The organism is Falsiroseomonas stagni DSM 19981 (assembly GCF_900114315.1).
GTDB lineage: Bacteria > Pseudomonadota > Alphaproteobacteria > Acetobacterales > Acetobacteraceae > Falsiroseomonas > Falsiroseomonas stagni.
Genome location: NZ_FOSQ01000004.1, coordinates 175245 through 190943, shown reverse-complemented (window position 1 = coordinate 190943; position 15699 = coordinate 175245). Strand labels below are relative to the sequence as shown.

General features: G+C 72.2%; 17 protein-coding genes. 9 read left to right on the top strand and 8 right to left on the bottom strand.

Annotated features, from left to right (window positions below):
- The first annotated feature begins 18 nt into the window (after positions 1-18).
- From BM041_RS13320 to BM041_RS13305, 4 genes are read left to right on the top strand one after another with little or no spacing between them, the layout of a single operon-like run.
- Positions 19-1242 carry a vWA domain-containing protein gene (locus tag BM041_RS13320; protein ID WP_092960211.1) on the top strand — a complete coding sequence of 408 codons (1224 nt, stop codon included), beginning with the start codon at positions 19-21 and terminating at the stop codon, positions 1240-1242.
- On the top strand, positions 1239-1568 hold the full coding sequence (locus tag BM041_RS13315) for an XdhC family protein (protein WP_092960209.1): 330 nt from the start codon (positions 1239-1241) through the stop codon (positions 1566-1568). The genes BM041_RS13320 and BM041_RS13315 overlap by 4 nt, the downstream gene beginning before the upstream one ends.
- The gene (locus BM041_RS13310; protein WP_175533908.1) at positions 1565-2263 is read left to right on the top strand and encodes an XdhC family protein; all 699 of its coding nucleotides are present in this window, start codon (positions 1565-1567) and stop codon (positions 2261-2263) included. Before BM041_RS13315 ends, BM041_RS13310 begins: the two co-directional genes overlap by 4 nt.
- Positions 2260-3906 (top strand): NTP transferase domain-containing protein, encoded by a 1647-nt coding sequence (locus BM041_RS13305; RefSeq protein WP_092960207.1) that lies wholly within the window; start codon positions 2260-2262, stop codon positions 3904-3906. Before BM041_RS13310 ends, BM041_RS13305 begins: the two co-directional genes overlap by 4 nt.
- A 231-nt stretch (positions 3907-4137) precedes the next feature.
- Here BM041_RS13305 and BM041_RS13300 read toward each other — a convergent pair whose 3' ends face one another.
- The 6 genes from BM041_RS13300 to BM041_RS13280 form a co-directional block, all read right to left on the bottom strand.
- A complete protein-coding gene (locus tag BM041_RS13300) occupies positions 4138-4494 on the bottom strand; it encodes a hypothetical protein (RefSeq protein ID WP_092960205.1) in 357 nt (118 codons plus the stop codon).
- Complete coding sequence (locus tag BM041_RS13295; RefSeq protein ID WP_092960203.1) at positions 4491-5066, bottom strand: hypothetical protein; 576 nt, start codon at positions 5064-5066, stop codon at positions 4491-4493. Before BM041_RS13295 ends, BM041_RS13300 begins: the two co-directional genes overlap by 4 nt.
- Positions 5063-5533, bottom strand: a complete 471-nt coding sequence (locus tag BM041_RS13290; protein ID WP_092960201.1) for a hypothetical protein — start codon at positions 5531-5533, stop codon at positions 5063-5065. Before BM041_RS13290 ends, BM041_RS13295 begins: the two co-directional genes overlap by 4 nt.
- A 95-nt stretch (positions 5534-5628) precedes the next feature.
- Positions 5629-6429: a hypothetical protein gene (locus tag BM041_RS29995; protein ID WP_139226049.1), complete on the bottom strand. Its 801-nt coding sequence runs from the start codon at positions 6427-6429 to the stop codon at positions 5629-5631.
- Between the two features lie 78 nt (positions 6430-6507).
- A complete protein-coding gene (locus tag BM041_RS13285; protein ID WP_092960199.1) occupies positions 6508-7338 on the bottom strand; it encodes an alpha/beta fold hydrolase in 831 nt (276 codons plus the stop codon).
- Positions 7335-7742, bottom strand: a complete 408-nt coding sequence (locus BM041_RS13280) for a hypothetical protein (RefSeq protein ID WP_175533907.1) — start codon at positions 7740-7742, stop codon at positions 7335-7337. Before BM041_RS13280 ends, BM041_RS13285 begins: the two co-directional genes overlap by 4 nt.
- Before the next feature lie 111 nt (positions 7743-7853).
- On the opposite strand from BM041_RS13280, the gene BM041_RS13275 reads away from it, so the two are divergent.
- Positions 7854-8663 (top strand): helix-turn-helix domain-containing protein, encoded by an 810-nt coding sequence (locus BM041_RS13275; RefSeq protein ID WP_092960197.1) that lies wholly within the window; start codon positions 7854-7856, stop codon positions 8661-8663.
- Here BM041_RS13275 and BM041_RS31825 read toward each other — a convergent pair whose 3' ends face one another.
- Entirely contained in the window at positions 8664-10130 is a 1467-nt protein-coding gene (locus BM041_RS31825) for a methyl-accepting chemotaxis protein (protein WP_281244545.1), read from the bottom strand.
- Positions 10131-10445: 315 nt separating this feature from the next.
- Between BM041_RS31825 and BM041_RS13265 the strand changes: the two genes are divergently transcribed.
- A complete protein-coding gene (locus BM041_RS13265; protein WP_092960195.1) occupies positions 10446-11996 on the top strand; it encodes a methyl-accepting chemotaxis protein in 1551 nt (516 codons plus the stop codon).
- A 23-nt stretch (positions 11997-12019) separates the two neighbouring features.
- Here the strand turns inward: BM041_RS13265 and BM041_RS13260 are convergent, their stop codons facing one another.
- Positions 12020-13288 carry an amidase gene (locus BM041_RS13260; protein WP_092960193.1) on the bottom strand — a complete coding sequence of 423 codons (1269 nt, stop codon included), beginning with the start codon at positions 13286-13288 and terminating at the stop codon, positions 12020-12022.
- A 75-nt stretch (positions 13289-13363) separates the two neighbouring features.
- Between BM041_RS13260 and BM041_RS13255 the strand changes: the two genes are divergently transcribed.
- From BM041_RS13255 to BM041_RS13250, 3 genes are read left to right on the top strand one after another with little or no spacing between them, the layout of a single operon-like run.
- Positions 13364-13933, top strand: a complete 570-nt coding sequence (locus BM041_RS13255) for a hypothetical protein (RefSeq protein ID WP_245762074.1) — start codon at positions 13364-13366, stop codon at positions 13931-13933.
- Between the two features lie 21 nt (positions 13934-13954).
- Entirely contained in the window at positions 13955-14416 is a 462-nt protein-coding gene (locus BM041_RS31305) for a hypothetical protein (protein WP_139226048.1), read from the top strand.
- Positions 14417-14427: 11 nt separating this feature from the next.
- Positions 14428-15681 (top strand): MFS transporter, encoded by a 1254-nt coding sequence (locus BM041_RS13250; protein ID WP_245762073.1) that lies wholly within the window; start codon positions 14428-14430, stop codon positions 15679-15681.
- Positions 15682-15699 lie beyond the last annotated feature (18 nt).

The following is a 15699-nucleotide window of genomic DNA, read 5'->3' as shown; positions in this document are numbered from 1 at the left end:
GGGGGTGGCGGACCCCGCATGATCCCCCCCAAGACCGCGATGCTGCTGCCGTCCCATGCGGGCGGCGGGGCAATGGGCAACAACCTGGTGGCCTTCGGGCGGCTGCTGCGGCGCGCCGGCCTGCCGATCGGCCCCGCGGAGCTGCTGGCGGGGGCGGCGGCGCTGGAGGCGATCGAGATCGGGGACAAGGCGCAGTTCCACGCCGCGCTGCGCGCCACGATGGTCCACAAGCACGAGCATTTCTTCCTGTTCGACCACGCCTTCAGCCTGTTCTGGCGCGATCCCGAGGCCGGCGCCCATGCCGCGGCCATGGCGCTGATGGACGGGATGAAGGAACAGCCCAAGCCGACGCCGGCATCCCGCCGCATGGCGGAGGCCTTGCAGGGCGACAAGCCGAAGCCTCCCCGCCCGCCGGAGGAGCCGCCGGAGGACCGCATCGACATGACCTTCACGGTCAGCGAGCGCGAGCGCCTCCAGACCATGGATTTCGAGGCGATGTCGGCGGCCGAGCTGAATGCCGCGAAGAAGGAGATCCGCCGCCTGGTGCTGCCGCTGGATGCGCGCCCCACCCGCCGCTTCCGGCCGGACCATGCCGGGCCCTACACCGACCTCCGCGCCACCATCCGCGAAGGGCTGCGCACCGGGGGGGAGATCATGGACATATCCCGCCGCCGCCGCGTGGTGCGGCCGCCGCCGCTGGTGGCGCTGTGCGACATCTCCGGCAGCATGGCGCGCTATGCGCAGATCCTGGTGCATTTCCTGCACGCCGTCGCGAATGACCGGGACCGCGTGCACACCTTCCTCTTCGGCACCCGCCTGACCAACGTCACGCGCCAGCTGAAATACCGGGATGCCGAGGTGGCGTTCGAGATGGTGGCCCATGCGGTGCCGGACTGGTCCGGCGGCACGCGGATCGGCGAATCGCTGGAATTGTTCAACAAGGCCTGGTCGCGCCGGGTGCTGGGCCAGGGGGCGGTGGTGCTGCTGATCACCGACGGGCTCGACCGGGAGGGGGCAAAGGGCCTGGCGGAGGCGACGGATCGCCTCCGGAAATCATGCCGGCGGTTGATCTGGCTGAACCCGCTGTTGCGTTACGCCGGCTTCCAGCCCAAATCCCAGGGCATCCGGGCGATGCTGCCGCATGTCGACGAGTTTCGCCCGGTCCATAATCTCGCGAGCCTGCGTGACCTGGTGGCCGTCCTCAGCGACCCGCGCGCCGGCCGAATGGGGAGTGCCGCATGAGCACCACCACCGATTCCGAGGATATCCTGGCCACCGCCGCCCGCTGGGCCGGGGAGGGCGAGACGGTCGCGATCGCCACCGTGGTGGAGACCTGGGGGTCCTCCCCCCGCCCCGCCGGGTCCCGCCTGGCGGTGACGGAATCCGGGCGCATCGCGGGCAGCGTCTCCGGCGGGTGCATCGAGGGGGCGGTGGCGGAGGTGGCGCGGCAGACCATGGCCAGCGGCACGCCGCAGCTGCTGGATTTCGGCATCAGCGACGAACGCGCCTGGGAAGTGGGGCTCGCCTGCGGCGGCAAGCTCAAGGTCTTCGTGGAGCGCCTCGGGTGAAGGCCGATCTTCTTGAACGGCTGATGGCGGCGCGGGCGGCGAAGACGCCCCTCGCCCTGCTGACGCGCCTGCCGGATGGGGCGCAGGCCCTGCTGCCCGGGGATGATGTGCCGGCGGCGCTGGCGGCGGAGGCCGAGGCCGCGATCCGCGCCGATGCGGCGCGCAACGTCACCATCGGCAACGAGACCTGGTTCATCGCGCCGGAGAACCCGCCGCTGCGCCTCATCATCGTCGGCGCCGTGCACATCGCGCAGGCGCTGGTGCCGATGGCGCTGCCGCTGGGTTTCGCGGTGACGGTTGTGGACCCCCGCCGTGCCTTCGCGACCGGGGAACGGATGGGCGACCGCGTCACCATCTCCTCCGACTGGCCGGATGAGGCGATGGTGGCGCTGAAGCCCGATGCGCGCACCGCCGTCGTGACGCTGACGCATGATCCGAAGCTGGATGACCCGGCGCTGGAAGTGGCGCTGCGCAGCCCGGCCTTCTATGTGGGCTCCCTCGGCAGCCGGAAGACGCACGCCAAGCGCGTGGCGCGGCTGACGGAAGCGGGGCTGAGCGAGGCCGAGATCGCGCGCATCGCCGCGCCGGTGGGCCTGGATATCGGGGCGGTGACGGCACCGGAGATCGCGGTGTCCATCCTGGCGCAGATCGTCTCCGCCCGTCGTGGCGGGCCGAAGAAGAGGGCTGAGGCATGATCTTCGGGCCGACACCGCTGGATGAAGCGAAGGGCGCCGTGCTGGCGCATACCGTCCGCCTGGCGGGCCGCGTCCTGAAGAAGGGCACGGTGCTGGATGAGGGCGCGATCGCGGCCCTGCGGGAAGCCGGCAAGCGCGACGTCATCGCCGCCCGCATGGAAGCCGGCGATGTGCCGGAGGATGAGGCCGCGGACCGCGTGGCGGATGCGCTGATGGCGCCCCTTGTCGCCAAGTCCCGCGCGGCGACGGGGCGGGTTAACCTGTTTGCGGAAAGCGCCGGGCTGTTCACCGTGGATGCGGGCCTCATCGACCGCATCAACGCGGTGGATGAAAGCGTCACCGTCGCCACCCTGCCCAATAATTCCGTGGTGGCAGCGAAGGAGATGCTGGCCACCATCAAGGTCATCCCCTTCTCCAGCCCCGGGCGCGTGCTTCAGGTCGTCGAGGCGATGGCCCGCGGCCGCGCCGGCATCGCCATCCATCCCTTCCAGCCGCTCTCCGTCGGCCTGGTGCTGACGGAACTGCCGGGCATCAAGGAAAGCGTGATGGAGGGCGCGGTCGAGGCGACCGAGGCGCGCATCAAGGGCTTGCTCGGCACCATGCTGCCGGTGGAACGCGTGCGGCATGAGGAAGGGCCGGTCGCGGAAGCGCTGACGCGGCTGCGCAAGGCGGGGGCCGATTTGCTGCTGGTGGCCGGGGCGTCGGCCGTGGTGGACCGGCGGGATATCGGGCCGGCGGCGATCGTCCGCGCCGGCGGCGTGATCGAGCATTTCGGCATGCCGGTCGATCCGGGGAATTTGATCTGCCTCGGCCGGATCGGCGACATCCCGGCGCTGGTGCTGCCGGGCTGCGCGCGCAGCCCGAAGCTGAACGGCTTCGACTGGGTGCTGGCGCGCATCTTCGCCGGCCGCCGCGTGACGGCGCGGGAGGTGATGGGCATGGGGGTCGGCGGCCTGCTGAAGGAGATCGAGGCCCGCCCCCTGCCCCGCGCCGATGCGCCCCGCGTGACGCCGCCCGCGACGGCGCCGCGCCGCGCGCGCAAGGTCTGCGCGCTGGTGCTGGCGGCCGGGCGTTCGCGCCGCATGGCGCCGCTGAACAAGCTGCTGGTGCCCGATACCAAGGGCCTGCCGATGATCCTGCGCGTGGTGGACAATGCGCTGGCGTCCCATGCCTCCCCGGTCATCGTCGTGACGGGGCATGAGCGGGAGCGGATCGAGGAGGCGCTGGCGGGGCGCCCGGTGCTGTTCGCCCATGCGGAAGGGTATTCCGAGGGGCTGTCCGCCAGCCTCAAGGCCGGGCTGGCGGCGGTGCCGCCGGATGCGGAGGGGGTTCTGGTCTGCCTCGGCGACATGCCGCTGGTGACGGCGCCGATGCTGGACCGGCTGCTGAACGCCTTCGATCCGGAGGAAGGCCGCGCCATCGTGCAGCCGACCTATCGCGGCAAGCAGGGCAACCCGATGCTGTGGAGCCGGGAATTCCTGCCGCAGATGCTGGCGATCTCCGGCGATGTCGGCGCGCGGCACCTGGCGGGCAAGCATGCCGATCGCCTGGTGGATGTGGAGATGGCGAATGACGCGGTGCTGCGCGACTTCGACACGACGGAGAGCCTGAAGGGGCTGCCGGAATTCGCGGGGAAGAAGTAGGCGGGCGCCACGGCGGGAATTCCGTCAGGACCAGGGGGATGCATTCCATGGTCCCTTCTAAGGCCCCTTCCGGCAACGGCGCGCCCGGCGTGAAGGTGGCGGGGCGCCAGCCGTGTTCGCCCGAGGCCACGCGGAAATGCCGCCAGCCATGGCTGCGGCGGTCGAGGAGCGTCAGGGAGAGGCCGTAGTCCGGGAACTCGCAGGCGATGTGCCATCGTCGGCTGGTCGCCGTCACGATTTCCTGCATGACGAAGCCAGGGGCCTCGCATTGCCGCGTACTGGCGACCATTCGAACAGAAGGAAGACGGCGGGCGGCGCGCCTTGCCGCATCCCGACCACGCGGTAGCGGAGATCGGAGGCGGGGTCAAAATTGTACGACCGGCGTTCTTCCGTGTGCCGGCCCAGCCGTTCGCCATCGTAGTTGTCTTCCAACGCCTCGGCCACCCAATGATCGGTCTGGCGAAAGGCGCGGAGCGCGACGGCGGCTTTCGGGTCGATGCTGGACCAGGGGAGGCGCTGGGCGGCGGCGGGCGGGATGGCCAGTGACAGGGCAAGTGCGGCGCGGAAGACGGCGGCCGTCGCCATCATGGCGGGAACTCCGTCAGAACCAGGGGAACGCATTCCATGGCCCCTTCTGGGGCCCCTCCCGGCAACGGCGCGTCCGGCGTGAAGGTGGCGGGGCGCCAGCCGTATTCGCCCGAGGCCACGCGGAAATGCCGCCAGCCATGGCTGCGGCGATCAAGGAGCGTGAGGGAAAGGCCGTAGTCCCGGAACTCGCAGGCGATGTGCCAGCGTCGGCCGGCGGCTGTCACCACCTGTTGCATGATCACGCCGGGGGATGGGCCGTTGCCGGAGATGCTGTGCCAGGCAAGGAGAAGGAACACGGCGCGCGGCGTGCCTGGCCGCATGTCAACCAATCGGTAGCGCAGATGCTGGGTGGGATCGAATGAGGGAATTGCCGCACCATCATCCCGGCCCTCAATCACGGTTGGAGGGTGGAAAGGCTTGATGGCGGTAGCGATCCAGTGATCGGTCTCGCGCAAGGCACCAAGAGCATCGGCGACGAGCGGATCGACGCCGAACCAGGGAAGGCGTTGCGCGGAGGCGGGCTGGATGGTCATTGCCACGATGCAGACAGAGATGCGGGCCAGCCGGATCATCGTCGCCGCATCTCCGTCCCCAATGGCAGCGGCGCGCAGTTCATGGCGCCCGGCGCGTCGGGCGCGGGGTACCAGCCATAGCTGCCGGAGAAGACGCGGAAATGGCGCCAACCCTGTGTGCGGGCGGGCAGCAGCTGGATCAGGCCCGGAACGGCGTGGCTTCCGCGGCTGATCAGGCCGGGATCGGCGATTTCGCACGCGACCCGCCAGCCATCGCCGTGGCGCTGCATGACCACGCCCGGTGGCGCTGCCGTCCCGGTGGGGATGAAGAACAGCAGGAATACCTCTGCGCGGCCATCGCCATTGAGGTCGGTCACAGCCCAGCTCAATTGCGATGATGGGTCGAAGTTCAGCGAGCGTCCGGCCTCCGTGTCCCGGCCGGTGACAGGGCCATCCAGGTTGCGCGTGATCGCCTCGCCCAGGCTTTCATCCGAGTTGCGGAGTGCCTCAAGCGCCTCCACGACCAATGGGGGGACGACCTGCCAGCGAAGCCGATCGGACGCGCCGGCGGGTGTGGCGGCGATGAGGGTGAATGTGGCGAGGAGGGCGACGGCGCTGCACCTCATCGAGACAGGCCACCGCCGAAGGGCGTAGCGGCGAAATTTCGCAGCCGCGCCTCGACCTGGTTGAATTTTGACAGATCGCCGCGCCCAGTGACGGATGGCGGGATCGGTAGTCGCTGATCTCGATGCGCAAGATACCTGCGGACGGTTTCGGGTCCTTCGCGGTGCGCAGCGGCGGCCAGCCCGCTCGCCGTGATGGGAACGGGACCGTCACGCATGCCCTCCACACTTCCACCGATGCGTGACCATACACCCAGAGCACGCATCTGACTTTCGTTGTCGCGCAGATAGTCGTTGAGGGCGGCCTCCTGCGCCGAGGGGTTGGCGAGAAAGTCGGCATCACTGGCGACACCCGCCGCGCGTGCTCGCGCAGACCAGCGGTTCTGGCTGTCCCGCCACCTCGCTGCTCGCAAAGCTACCGGAGTCATTTGATACCGCCCGAGCGCGTCCAGGTTCGTCCGTCCCCGGAGACCATAGCCATGGTCACCGCCATCCCTGTCGCTTTCCTCCCGCGCGATCTGCGCCCGCCATTCCGGATTGGGCTGGTTCTCCCAGGGCCTTGGCGGCGCGCCGCGGGTGTGGGCCTGGACCTGGATGACGTCGCCATCCGGCCCGCGACGTTCGTAGGCGCGAACATGGACGACGGTGTCGGCGCCCTGGTCCGGCGCGGCGACGAGCGCCTGCCAACCCTCCGTCACCCAGGCACCGTAGCGTTCCCGTTCGGGATGGCCGGGCTGCCAGTAGCGGCGATCGCGCATGGCTTCGCGCAAGGCGGCTTCGTTGATGGGCAGCGTCGGCATCCCAAAACTCCCAGAAGGTTGATGCGGACTATATGCCTATTTTTGGGGATAAATCAAGAACAATCGAAACGATCTCCGCTACCCCTCCCCCCTTGCGAAGGCCGCGATCTCCGCCGCCACCAGCGCCGGATGGCTCGCGACCAGGCCAAGGGTGCCGCCCGGCACCACCAGCAGCCCTGCGCCCCGCACCAGGGCCGTGGTGGGACGGCCGGTGAGGTCGAGGGGGCAGGTCGCATCCGCAGCGCCCTGGATGACCAGCAGCGGCAGGCCGAGGGTCGCGAGTTCGGCGCGGAAATCGATCTCGGCCAGGGATTGATGAAAAGCCAGCAGCGCGGGGAGAGAGGCGGTGAGCGCATCGGCGCGTAGCGCGTCGAGCCGCGCGTCGGAGGCATCGGGGCCGCCGAAGGGGCGGGCATTCTCCGCCAGCCAGCGCGGGAAATCGTCGAGGAGGGTGGCGCGCAGCGCCGCCAGCGCCTCTGCCGGGATGCCGAGGGGATTGTCGGGGCGCTGGACCAGCAGCGGCGTGGTGGGGCCGATGAGGACCAGGCGCGCGATGCGCGATGCACCGTGGCGCGTCAGGTATCGCACGGCCTCCCCGGCCGCGCCGGACATGGCGACGAGGGTGACGGCGTGCAGGTCATGCGCCGCCAGCACATCGGCCAAATCCTCGGCGAGCGTGTCGTAATCCATGCCACCGCCCGGATCGGCCGAGCGGCCATGGCCACGGCGGTCATGGGCCAGCGCACGGAACCCCTGCGCCGCCAGCCGCGCCATGACCGGCCCCCAGGAGAGGGAGGAGAGCGACCAACTCGCCAGCAGGACCACGGGCGGGCCGGCGCCCGCCGCCCGGGTGAACAGGGCCACGCCGTCGCGGGTGACGATGGGGCCCGTCGGGAGCAGCGCGCTCATGCCAGCGCCTCCGCCCGCTTGGCCTGGCGCAGCGCGGCGGCCTGCGCGATGGCAAGGCCGAGCACGGCGGCGGCCTGGACGGCGATGAAGGCTGTGCCCAGCGTGGTGGGGCCGAGCAGCGCGATCCCCAGCCCGCTTTCCGCCACCCAGGCCAGGTTCAGCCAGACGACCAGCCGCACCGCGTTGCAGGGCGGGGCGGCGGCCAGGCCGAGCCAGGCGACCAGCGCGGCCCAGGGCAGGAAGAACAGGCCGACCCCGCGCAGCAGCGGTGCGGGCAGGCCGAAGGGCGCGGCCAGCGCATCGGCGCCGGCGGCCAGCAGCAGGCCGGTGGCGCCGCTGGCCGCGGCATCGGCCAGCAGGGACAGGCGCAGGAAACGGGTGGGCATCAGCCTGGTGGTGAACATCCTCGTCCTCCTTCTGCTTCGGACGACGGCAGCCAACACCCGGGGGCGGTCACGGGGCGATGACGTGGGAGGTCATCGAAGGCGGGACGGGGCGCCGGTAGGATGCGGGGCATGAGGACGCACCAGCCCCTGCCCGCCCCCGCCGTCGGCCCCCTGCTGCGCGCCTGGCGCGAAAGGCGGCGGCGGAGCCAGATGGATCTGTCGCTGGAGGCGGGGATCAGCCAGCGGCACCTCAGCTATGTGGAGGGCGGCCGCGCCACCCCGAGCCGGGACATGGTGCTGCGGATCGCGGAGGAGCTGGCGGTGCCGCTGCGCGACCGCAACGCGCTGCTGCTGGCCGCGGGCTACGCGCCGGCCTTCCCCGAACGCCCGCTGGACGACCCCGCGCTGGGCGCGGCGCGCGGCGTGGTGCAGGCGATCCTGCGCGCCCATGCGCCCTTCCCGGCGCTGGCGGTGGACCGGCACTGGGTGATGCTGGCGGCGAATGACACGGTGGGGGCGCTGCTGGCGGGGGTGGAGAACCGGGCGCTGCTGACGCCGCCGGTGAATGTGCTGCGGCTCAGCCTGCATCCGCGCGGGCTGCTGCCGATGATCGCCAATGCCGCGGAATGGCGGGCGCATATCCTGGAAAGGCTGCGCCGCCAGGTGGCGGCCGGCGCCGATCCGGTGCTGGCGGCGCTGCTGGCGGAGCTTTCCGCGCTGCCGGCGGCCGAGGATCGCGTGGCGGGATCGCCCGCCTTGGTGCCCGGCGGCATCGCCGTGCCGCTGGTGCTGGATGTGCCGGCGGGGCGGCTGGCGCTGATGTCCACCACCACCGTCTTCGGCACGCCGGTGGAGGTGACGCTGGCGGAGCTGGCGATCGAGGCCTTCTACCCCGCGGATGAGGCGACGGCATCCATCCTGCGGGACCTGGCGGGCTGATCAGCTCACCAGGGCCTGGGCGGCCTCCATCGTCTGCCCGACCGTGTCGGAGACGTCGCGGACGGCGGTGGAGATCTCCTCCACGGATGACAGCACGGCGGAGACGGCGGTGGCGGCGGATCGGGCGCTGGCCGACATCGCCTGCGTCACGGCGGCCTGTTCGCTGACGGCGCCGGCGGCGCGGCCCACTTCCTCCCGCACCGTCGTCACCTGTTCGCGGATGCTGGCCATGGCCTTGGCGACGCTGGCGGAGCGGGCCTGGAGGCCATCGATCTCCCGCGTGATCTGTTCCGTCGCGCGGGCGGCCTGGACGGCCAGGTTCTTCACCTCCCCGGCCACGACGGCGAAGCCCTTGCCGGCCTCCCCGGCACGCGCGGCCTCGATCGTGGCGTTGAGGGCGAGGAGGTTGATCTGGCTGGCGATGTCGCGGATCAGGGCGACGATGCCGCCCATCGCCTGGGCGGCGCCGGCCAGGCCCTGCGTGTCCGTGCCCACGGCCTCGGCCTGGGCGAAGGCGGCATCGGTGGCGCCGCGGGAGGTTTCCATGTTGCCGGCGATGGCGTGGATGGAGGCGGCCAGCGCTTCGGCATTGCCGGCGACCGATTGCACATCCCCCGTCGCGGTGCCGGCGGCGCCGCGGGCGGCTTCGGCTTCGCGGTTGGATCGGCCGACGGCGGTATCGACGCTGTCGATGTAGCCCCGGAGCCTGCCGAGGAGTTCCTTCTGCGCCGTGACGTCGGAGGCGAACTTCACCACCTTCGTCACCCGGCCATCCTCGTCGAGGATGGGGTTGTAGGACCCGTCGATCCAGACGACGCGGCCGCCCTTGGCGATGCGCCTTCCCTCCGCCGTCGCCGGCGTGCCGGCGGCGAGCTTCTGCCAGAAGGCCGCGTATTCCTGCGACCGGCCGGTCGCGTCATCGACGAAGAGGCGGTGGTGGCGGCCGACGATCTCCTCCGCCCGGTAGCCCATGACGGCGAGGAAATTCTCATTCGCCTTCAGGATGGTGCCGTCCGGGGTGAATTCGATCACGGCCTTGGCGCGGCTGATGGCGGCGGCCTTCGCGGCGTTATCCAGGCCCAGCAGGCGCGGGCGGGCATCCTCCCACTCCACCACGAAGCCGCTGCGCCGGCCCGCTTCCAGCAGCGGTGTCGCCACCAGGTCGAAGGCGCGGGAGCCGATCGCGATGGTGGCCGCCTGGGGCCTGTCCAGCGCGGCCAGCAGGGGGCGCCCCGGGTCGCGCACCTTGTCGAAGACGTCGATGTTGCTGCCCAGCAGCCTGTCCATGCTGAAGCGCGGCAGTTCGCGCGCCAGCTCCGCCTCCGCCTCACGCAGCATCGCGATGACGGAGGCGTTCATGTAGGTGATGGTGAGGGCGGGATCGGCGATCATGATGCGGGCCCGGAGATGGTCGAGCGCGGCCAGGCGTTCGGCGGCGCGGTCGATGCGGGCGGGGCGGATGAACAAGGGCAGTCCTCCGTCGGATGGGCCGCTGTAGACTGGATCTTATTTCCATATCGTATAGAAACGGGGCGGCTGCGGGGCGCGTGAGGGTCCAAACCCAATCAGATCCCAGACGGATGGCCGAGGATCGCGTGGCAGGCCGCAAGGAAGGACGCGCCGCCGATGCGGGCTGCATCGGCAAGCAGCCTGACGCCGGGGATGCCGCGCGCGACCGACCAGGCGCCCGGCCGATGAGTGGGTTTGGACCCTAACCGTCGCTCAATCCTTTGCGGCGAAATTGGGAGCGCCCCGCCTTCCGCGGGTCTTCGAGGTTGCCCCATGCCCCTTCCCGACTCCACGCGGACAGCCCTGGTCGGCATCGCGCCGACCTTCCTGCTGTTGACGGGGGTGATGCTGCTGCCCGTGCTGCTCGCCGACGGGCAGCCATGGGGGTTGGAGGCGGCGCTGGCCCTGGTGGCGGTGGTGCTGGCCGGGCTGGCCGGGTGGCGGCTGGCGGTGCGGGTGCGGGCCATGACGGCGGCGATGCGGGACCTGGCCGAAGGGCGGCTCGACACCGCCATGCCCGGCATCGGGCGCGCCGATGAATGGGGTGCGGCGGCGCGGGCGCTGGAGAGACTGCGCCTGGCGCTGCGGGAGGATGCGGCGCGGCGGGAGGCCGAGGCCGCCGCCCGCCTCTCCGCGGATGCCGCGCGGGCCAAGACCATCCGGGACATGGCCGACCGCGTGGAGACCGCGACCGGCGCCGCGGTGGACCTGGTAGCGCGGAACATGGACCGTATGGCGGATGAGGCGGAGGCGATGGCGGGGTCCGCGGCCACCGTCTCCGTCAACTGCGCCGATGTGGCAGAAGCGGCGGCGGCGGCCCGCCGGAACGTGGAGGCGGTGGCAGCCGCGACCGAGGACCTCAGCACCGCGATCAGCGAGATCAGTGCCCGGATCGGGGAGGCGACGAACGCCACCGGCCGCGCCTCCCGCAGCGGCATCCAGGGGCGGGAGAGCATCGATGCCCTGGCGCAGGAGGTGGCGCGGATCGGCGGCGTGGCGCGGCTGATCGCGGGCATCGCCGGACAGACCAACCTGCTGGCGCTGAACGCGACGATCGAGGCCGCCCGCGCGGGGGAGGCTGGCAAGGGCTTCGCGGTGGTGGCGAATGAGGTGAAGAGCCTGGCGGCCGAGACCGCCAAGGCGACGACGGAAATCGCCCGCCAGGTGGAGGAGGTGACGCAGGCCACCACCCGCGCCGTGACGGTGGTGGGCGACATGGCCGATGCGGTGGCGGAGGTCGACGCCGCCGCCGCCGCCATCGCCAGCGCGATGGAACGCCAGAGCGAGGCGACGCGGCGGATCGTGCAATCCGTCGCGGAGACGACGAGCGCCACCGACGCCGTGACGGAACGCATCGACATCGTGGCGACGGAGACCTCGGGCGCGGTGGAGCGCGCGATGCAGGTCAATTCCGCGGCGTCCGACGCGCGGACGGGGGTGGGGGAGTTGCGACGGAACCTGGTGCGGGCGGTGCGGGAATCCGCGCCGGAAGCGCAGCGCCGCGCCCATCCTCGGCTGGCGAAGCCGCTGCCCGTGCGGGTCGATACCGGCGCGCCGGAAGGCCCGGCGGCGGCGGTGCTGGCCGACATCTCGATCGGCGGCTGCCGCTTCGAGCCCGGCGCGCCGCCGGTGCAGGTGGGCAGCACCGTGACGCTGCTGGCCGATGTGGTGGCGCCGGGGCTCTCGCTCCGCGCGGAGGTCGTGCAGGCGGAGAACGGCCTGGCGGGGGATGCGCTGCGCCTGCGCTTCCTGGCGATGCCGACGGCGACGGCGGCGGCGCTGGAGGCGGGGCTGGGCAGGCTGGGGCTGCGGGAGGCGGCGTAGCGGCCACCTCCCCCGCCGGCCCGCTACCCCATCGCAGCCTGCACCCAGCGCGCCACGGCCAGCACCTGGCGGTCGTCCCCCATCCGGCCCGCGACCTGCACGCCCATGGGCAGGCCCTTCGGCCCCGTCGCCACGGGCACCGTGACATTCGGGCCCCAGAGCAGGGTCCAGAGCAGGTTGAAGGTGGCGTCGCCGGTGTAGCTCAGCCCTTCCGGGGCCTCGCCAGGGGCGGAGGGGGTCAGGATGGCGTCCAGGCCCTCGGTCGCCGCCGCGAAGGCGGCGCGGGCGGCGGCGGCCGCGGCGCGGGCCTCATCCAGCATCGCGGGGGGCTGGGTGCCGGACCAGTCCAGGCGATCCAGCAGCACGGCCGACAGCTGCGGGCGGCAATGCGCGTATTCCCAGGCCAGGGCCTGGCGCGTTTCCATGTTCATCATGTGGCCGTGCAACTCGGCCGCGCGCAGCAGTGCGGGCGGCAGGGCGAAGGGCACCACCTCCGCCCCCGCGCGGCGGGCGGCTTCGGCGGCGCGGTCCAGCAGGGCCAGCGTCTCCGGCGTGGCGGAGGAGGCGTCATGCCCGACGGTGAGGCCGAGGCGCGGCGCGCGGCCAGGCTTCGCATCGGGGTCGCCGAGGTCGCGGCCCGTCATCGCCCCCATGGCCAGCGCGCAATCGGCGACGCTGCGGGCCATGATCCCGATGGTGTCGAGGCTTTCGGAACACACCTTCATGCCACCGCGATGGAGCGTGCCGAAGGAGGGCTTGTAGCCGACCACGCCGCAATAGGCGGCCGGGCGCACGATGCTGCCGGCGGTCTGGGTACCGAAGGCGAAGGGCACCATGAAATCCGCGACCGCGGCGGCGGAGCCGGAGGAGGAGCCGCCCGGCGTATGCGCGGCATTGTGCGGATTGGTGGTGGCGCCGGGGTTGCGGGTGGCGAATTCGGTGGTGACGGTCTTGCCCATCAGCGCGCCGCCGGCGGCGCGGGCGGCGGCGACGGCGGCCGCATCGCCCCTCGGCCGGTGGCCGGCCCAGATCGGGCTGCCATAGCCCGTCGGCAGATCGGCGGTATCCAGCACGTCCTTCACGCCGAAGGGGATGCCATGCAGCAGCCCCGGCCGCGCGGCGGCGGCGGCGCGGCGGGCGGCGGGGGCGTCCAGCCAGGCGAAGGCGCGGGTCACGCCCTCCCGCGCCGCGGCGCGGTCCAGGCAGGCCTCCATGAGGGCGGCGGGGGAGAGGGTGCCGGCGGCGATGGCGCGGGAAGCCTCGGTGGCGGTCAGGCGGCTGGGATCGGTCATGCCCGCATCACGCCATGGTCAGGCCCGCTTGCGAAGGGGTGGCGCAACCGGCGGCGGCGCGCCTATCTGGGGGAGATGCCTGATAACCCGGCCCGTGTCGCTCGCGGCAACCAGATCCGTGTCGCCCGCGACAACCCGATCCGTGTCGCCCGCGACAACCCGATCCGCGTCGCCGGCAGCGCCGATGGCAGCCTGAGCTATGCCATCGCCGTGCCGCCAGAATCGCTGCCCGCCGTCACCCCCACCGCGCTGCTCGGTGCCTGGGATGCCGCCCGCGCGCGCGCGCACCAGGGCTGCTGGGGGCCGCCGCGCGAATTGCTGTTCCGCCGCGCCGATGGCGGCGCAACGCGACTCGCCATCGCCGACCGGGATGCGCGGAGCTGGGCGGAGGCGGTGGACCGCCGGGCGGACCTCTCCACCATCGGGGGCCTGGCGCTCTGCCTGCGGCTGCTGGCGCTGGTCGAGGTGATGGGGCGTTCGGCCTGGCTCGCGGGGCTGTTCAGCGTGACGGCGGAGGGGGTGGAGCTGCACCCCGCCTTGCTGCGCGCCGCGGCGACCATGCCGCTCGATTCCGCGGCGAGGTTCGACGCGGAGGCGCTTCGGGGGCTATTGTCGCGCGCCTTGCCCGCGCGCATGCCGGCGTGACCTGCCCGAGAGAGTGATTCCATGCCAAGCCGCCTCCCGCTCCGCCTCCTGGTCATCGCGCCGATCGCGGCCCTTGCGGCCTGCGGGGCGCCGCTGCCGTCGGTCTCGCCCATCACGGCGCCGGCGCCGGTGCCGCGGGGGGAACGCGATGCGCGCTACGAGGCATGCCGGGAACAGGCGACGCGGGTGGTGCAGTATCGCGAGCGCGGCCAGTTGATGCGCAGCGACGAGACCGAGTCGGGCCGCGGCACCATGGGCGTCTCCCCCATGATGCGCGTGGACAATGACCGCGGGGCCGCGCAGATCGACCGCGACCGGCTGGTGGCGGAATGCCTGCGGGCCAGCCCCGATCCGGTGCGCGGGCCGGGCCAGGCGGCCGCGACGACCACCACGACCACCACGACCGACAGCGCCACCACGACCGGCACGCGCCGGCCCGCCACCAGCCGCGCGCTGCCGCCGCCGGGCGCCGGGGGGCGCTGACGGGCAAGCCGGTGGCGTCGCTCGGCGCCCTCGGCCGCGCGCTCACCACCCGGGATTCGCGACTTTTCTTCTCCGGCTCCATGGTGGCCTGGACGGGCCTGTGGATGCAGCGGATCGCCGTCTCCTGGCTCGCCTGGGAATTGACGGGCAATGCCTTCTGGGTCGGCATGGTGGCCTTCTGCGACCTGGCGCCGGCGGTGCTGATCAGCCCCATCGCCGGGGCGATCGCGGACCGGGTGGACCGGGTGCAACTGGCGATCTGGACGCAGGTGGCGATCGCGCTCCAGGCGGCGGCCGTCGCGGCCATCACCGCCAGCGGGCACATGACCATCGCCATCCTGCTGGTGCTGGAGGTCGTGGGCGGCGTCGCCGCCAGCTTCGCGCAGCCGGCGCGGCAGACGCTGATGCCGGGGATCGTGGCGCGGGCGGACCTGCCGGCCGCGGTGGCGGCCAATTCGCTGTGCTTCGCGGTCGCGCGCTTCACCGGCCCGGCCATCGCGGGGCCGGTCATCGCGGCCTGGGGGGTGGTGCCGGCCATCGCCGCCAATGCGGTGGGCTACGGCTTCGCCTGCCTGTCCATCGCCCTGCTGCGCGTCGATGCGCGGGAACGCCGCGGGCACCCGGCCTCCGCCAGCCTGTGGCGGGAGGTGACGGGCGGCATCGGCTATGCCTGGCGGCATCCGGGGCTGGGTCCGCTGCTGCTCTACGCCGCCATGGGCGCGCTGCTGATGCGGGGCGTGCAGGAGATCCTGCCCCCCTTCGTGGAACGGCTGTTCGGGCGGGGGGCGGAGAGCCTGGCGGTGCTGACCGCCTGCTTCGGCGTCGGCGCGTTGTGCGCCGGGTTGTGGGTGGCGTCGCGCGGGCGGCTGGAGGGGACGGTGCGGATCGCGATCTTCGCGGCGCTGGCCCAGGCGGTGGCGACGGTGGGCTTCGTCGCCACGGGGTGGTTTCCGCTGGGCATGCTGTGCGGGGCGCTGATCGGGGCGGTGGCATCGATGCATGGCATCAGCGTGCAGACGCTGCTGCAAAGCGCGGCCGACCCGGCCTATCGCGGGCGGATGCTGAGCCTCTGGGGGCTGATCACGCGGGCCTTCCCGGCGCTGGGGGCGCTGATCCTGGGGGGGCTGGGTGAATTGTTCGGGCTGCGGCTGCCGACATTCGCGGCCGCGCTGCTGTTCCTTGGCGTCTTCGCCTGGGGCATGACGAAGCTGAAGACGATCGAGGCGGCGCTGGAGGGCCAGTCAGCCTCCTCGGCCAACCGATAGAGATAGGGAAACGGGATC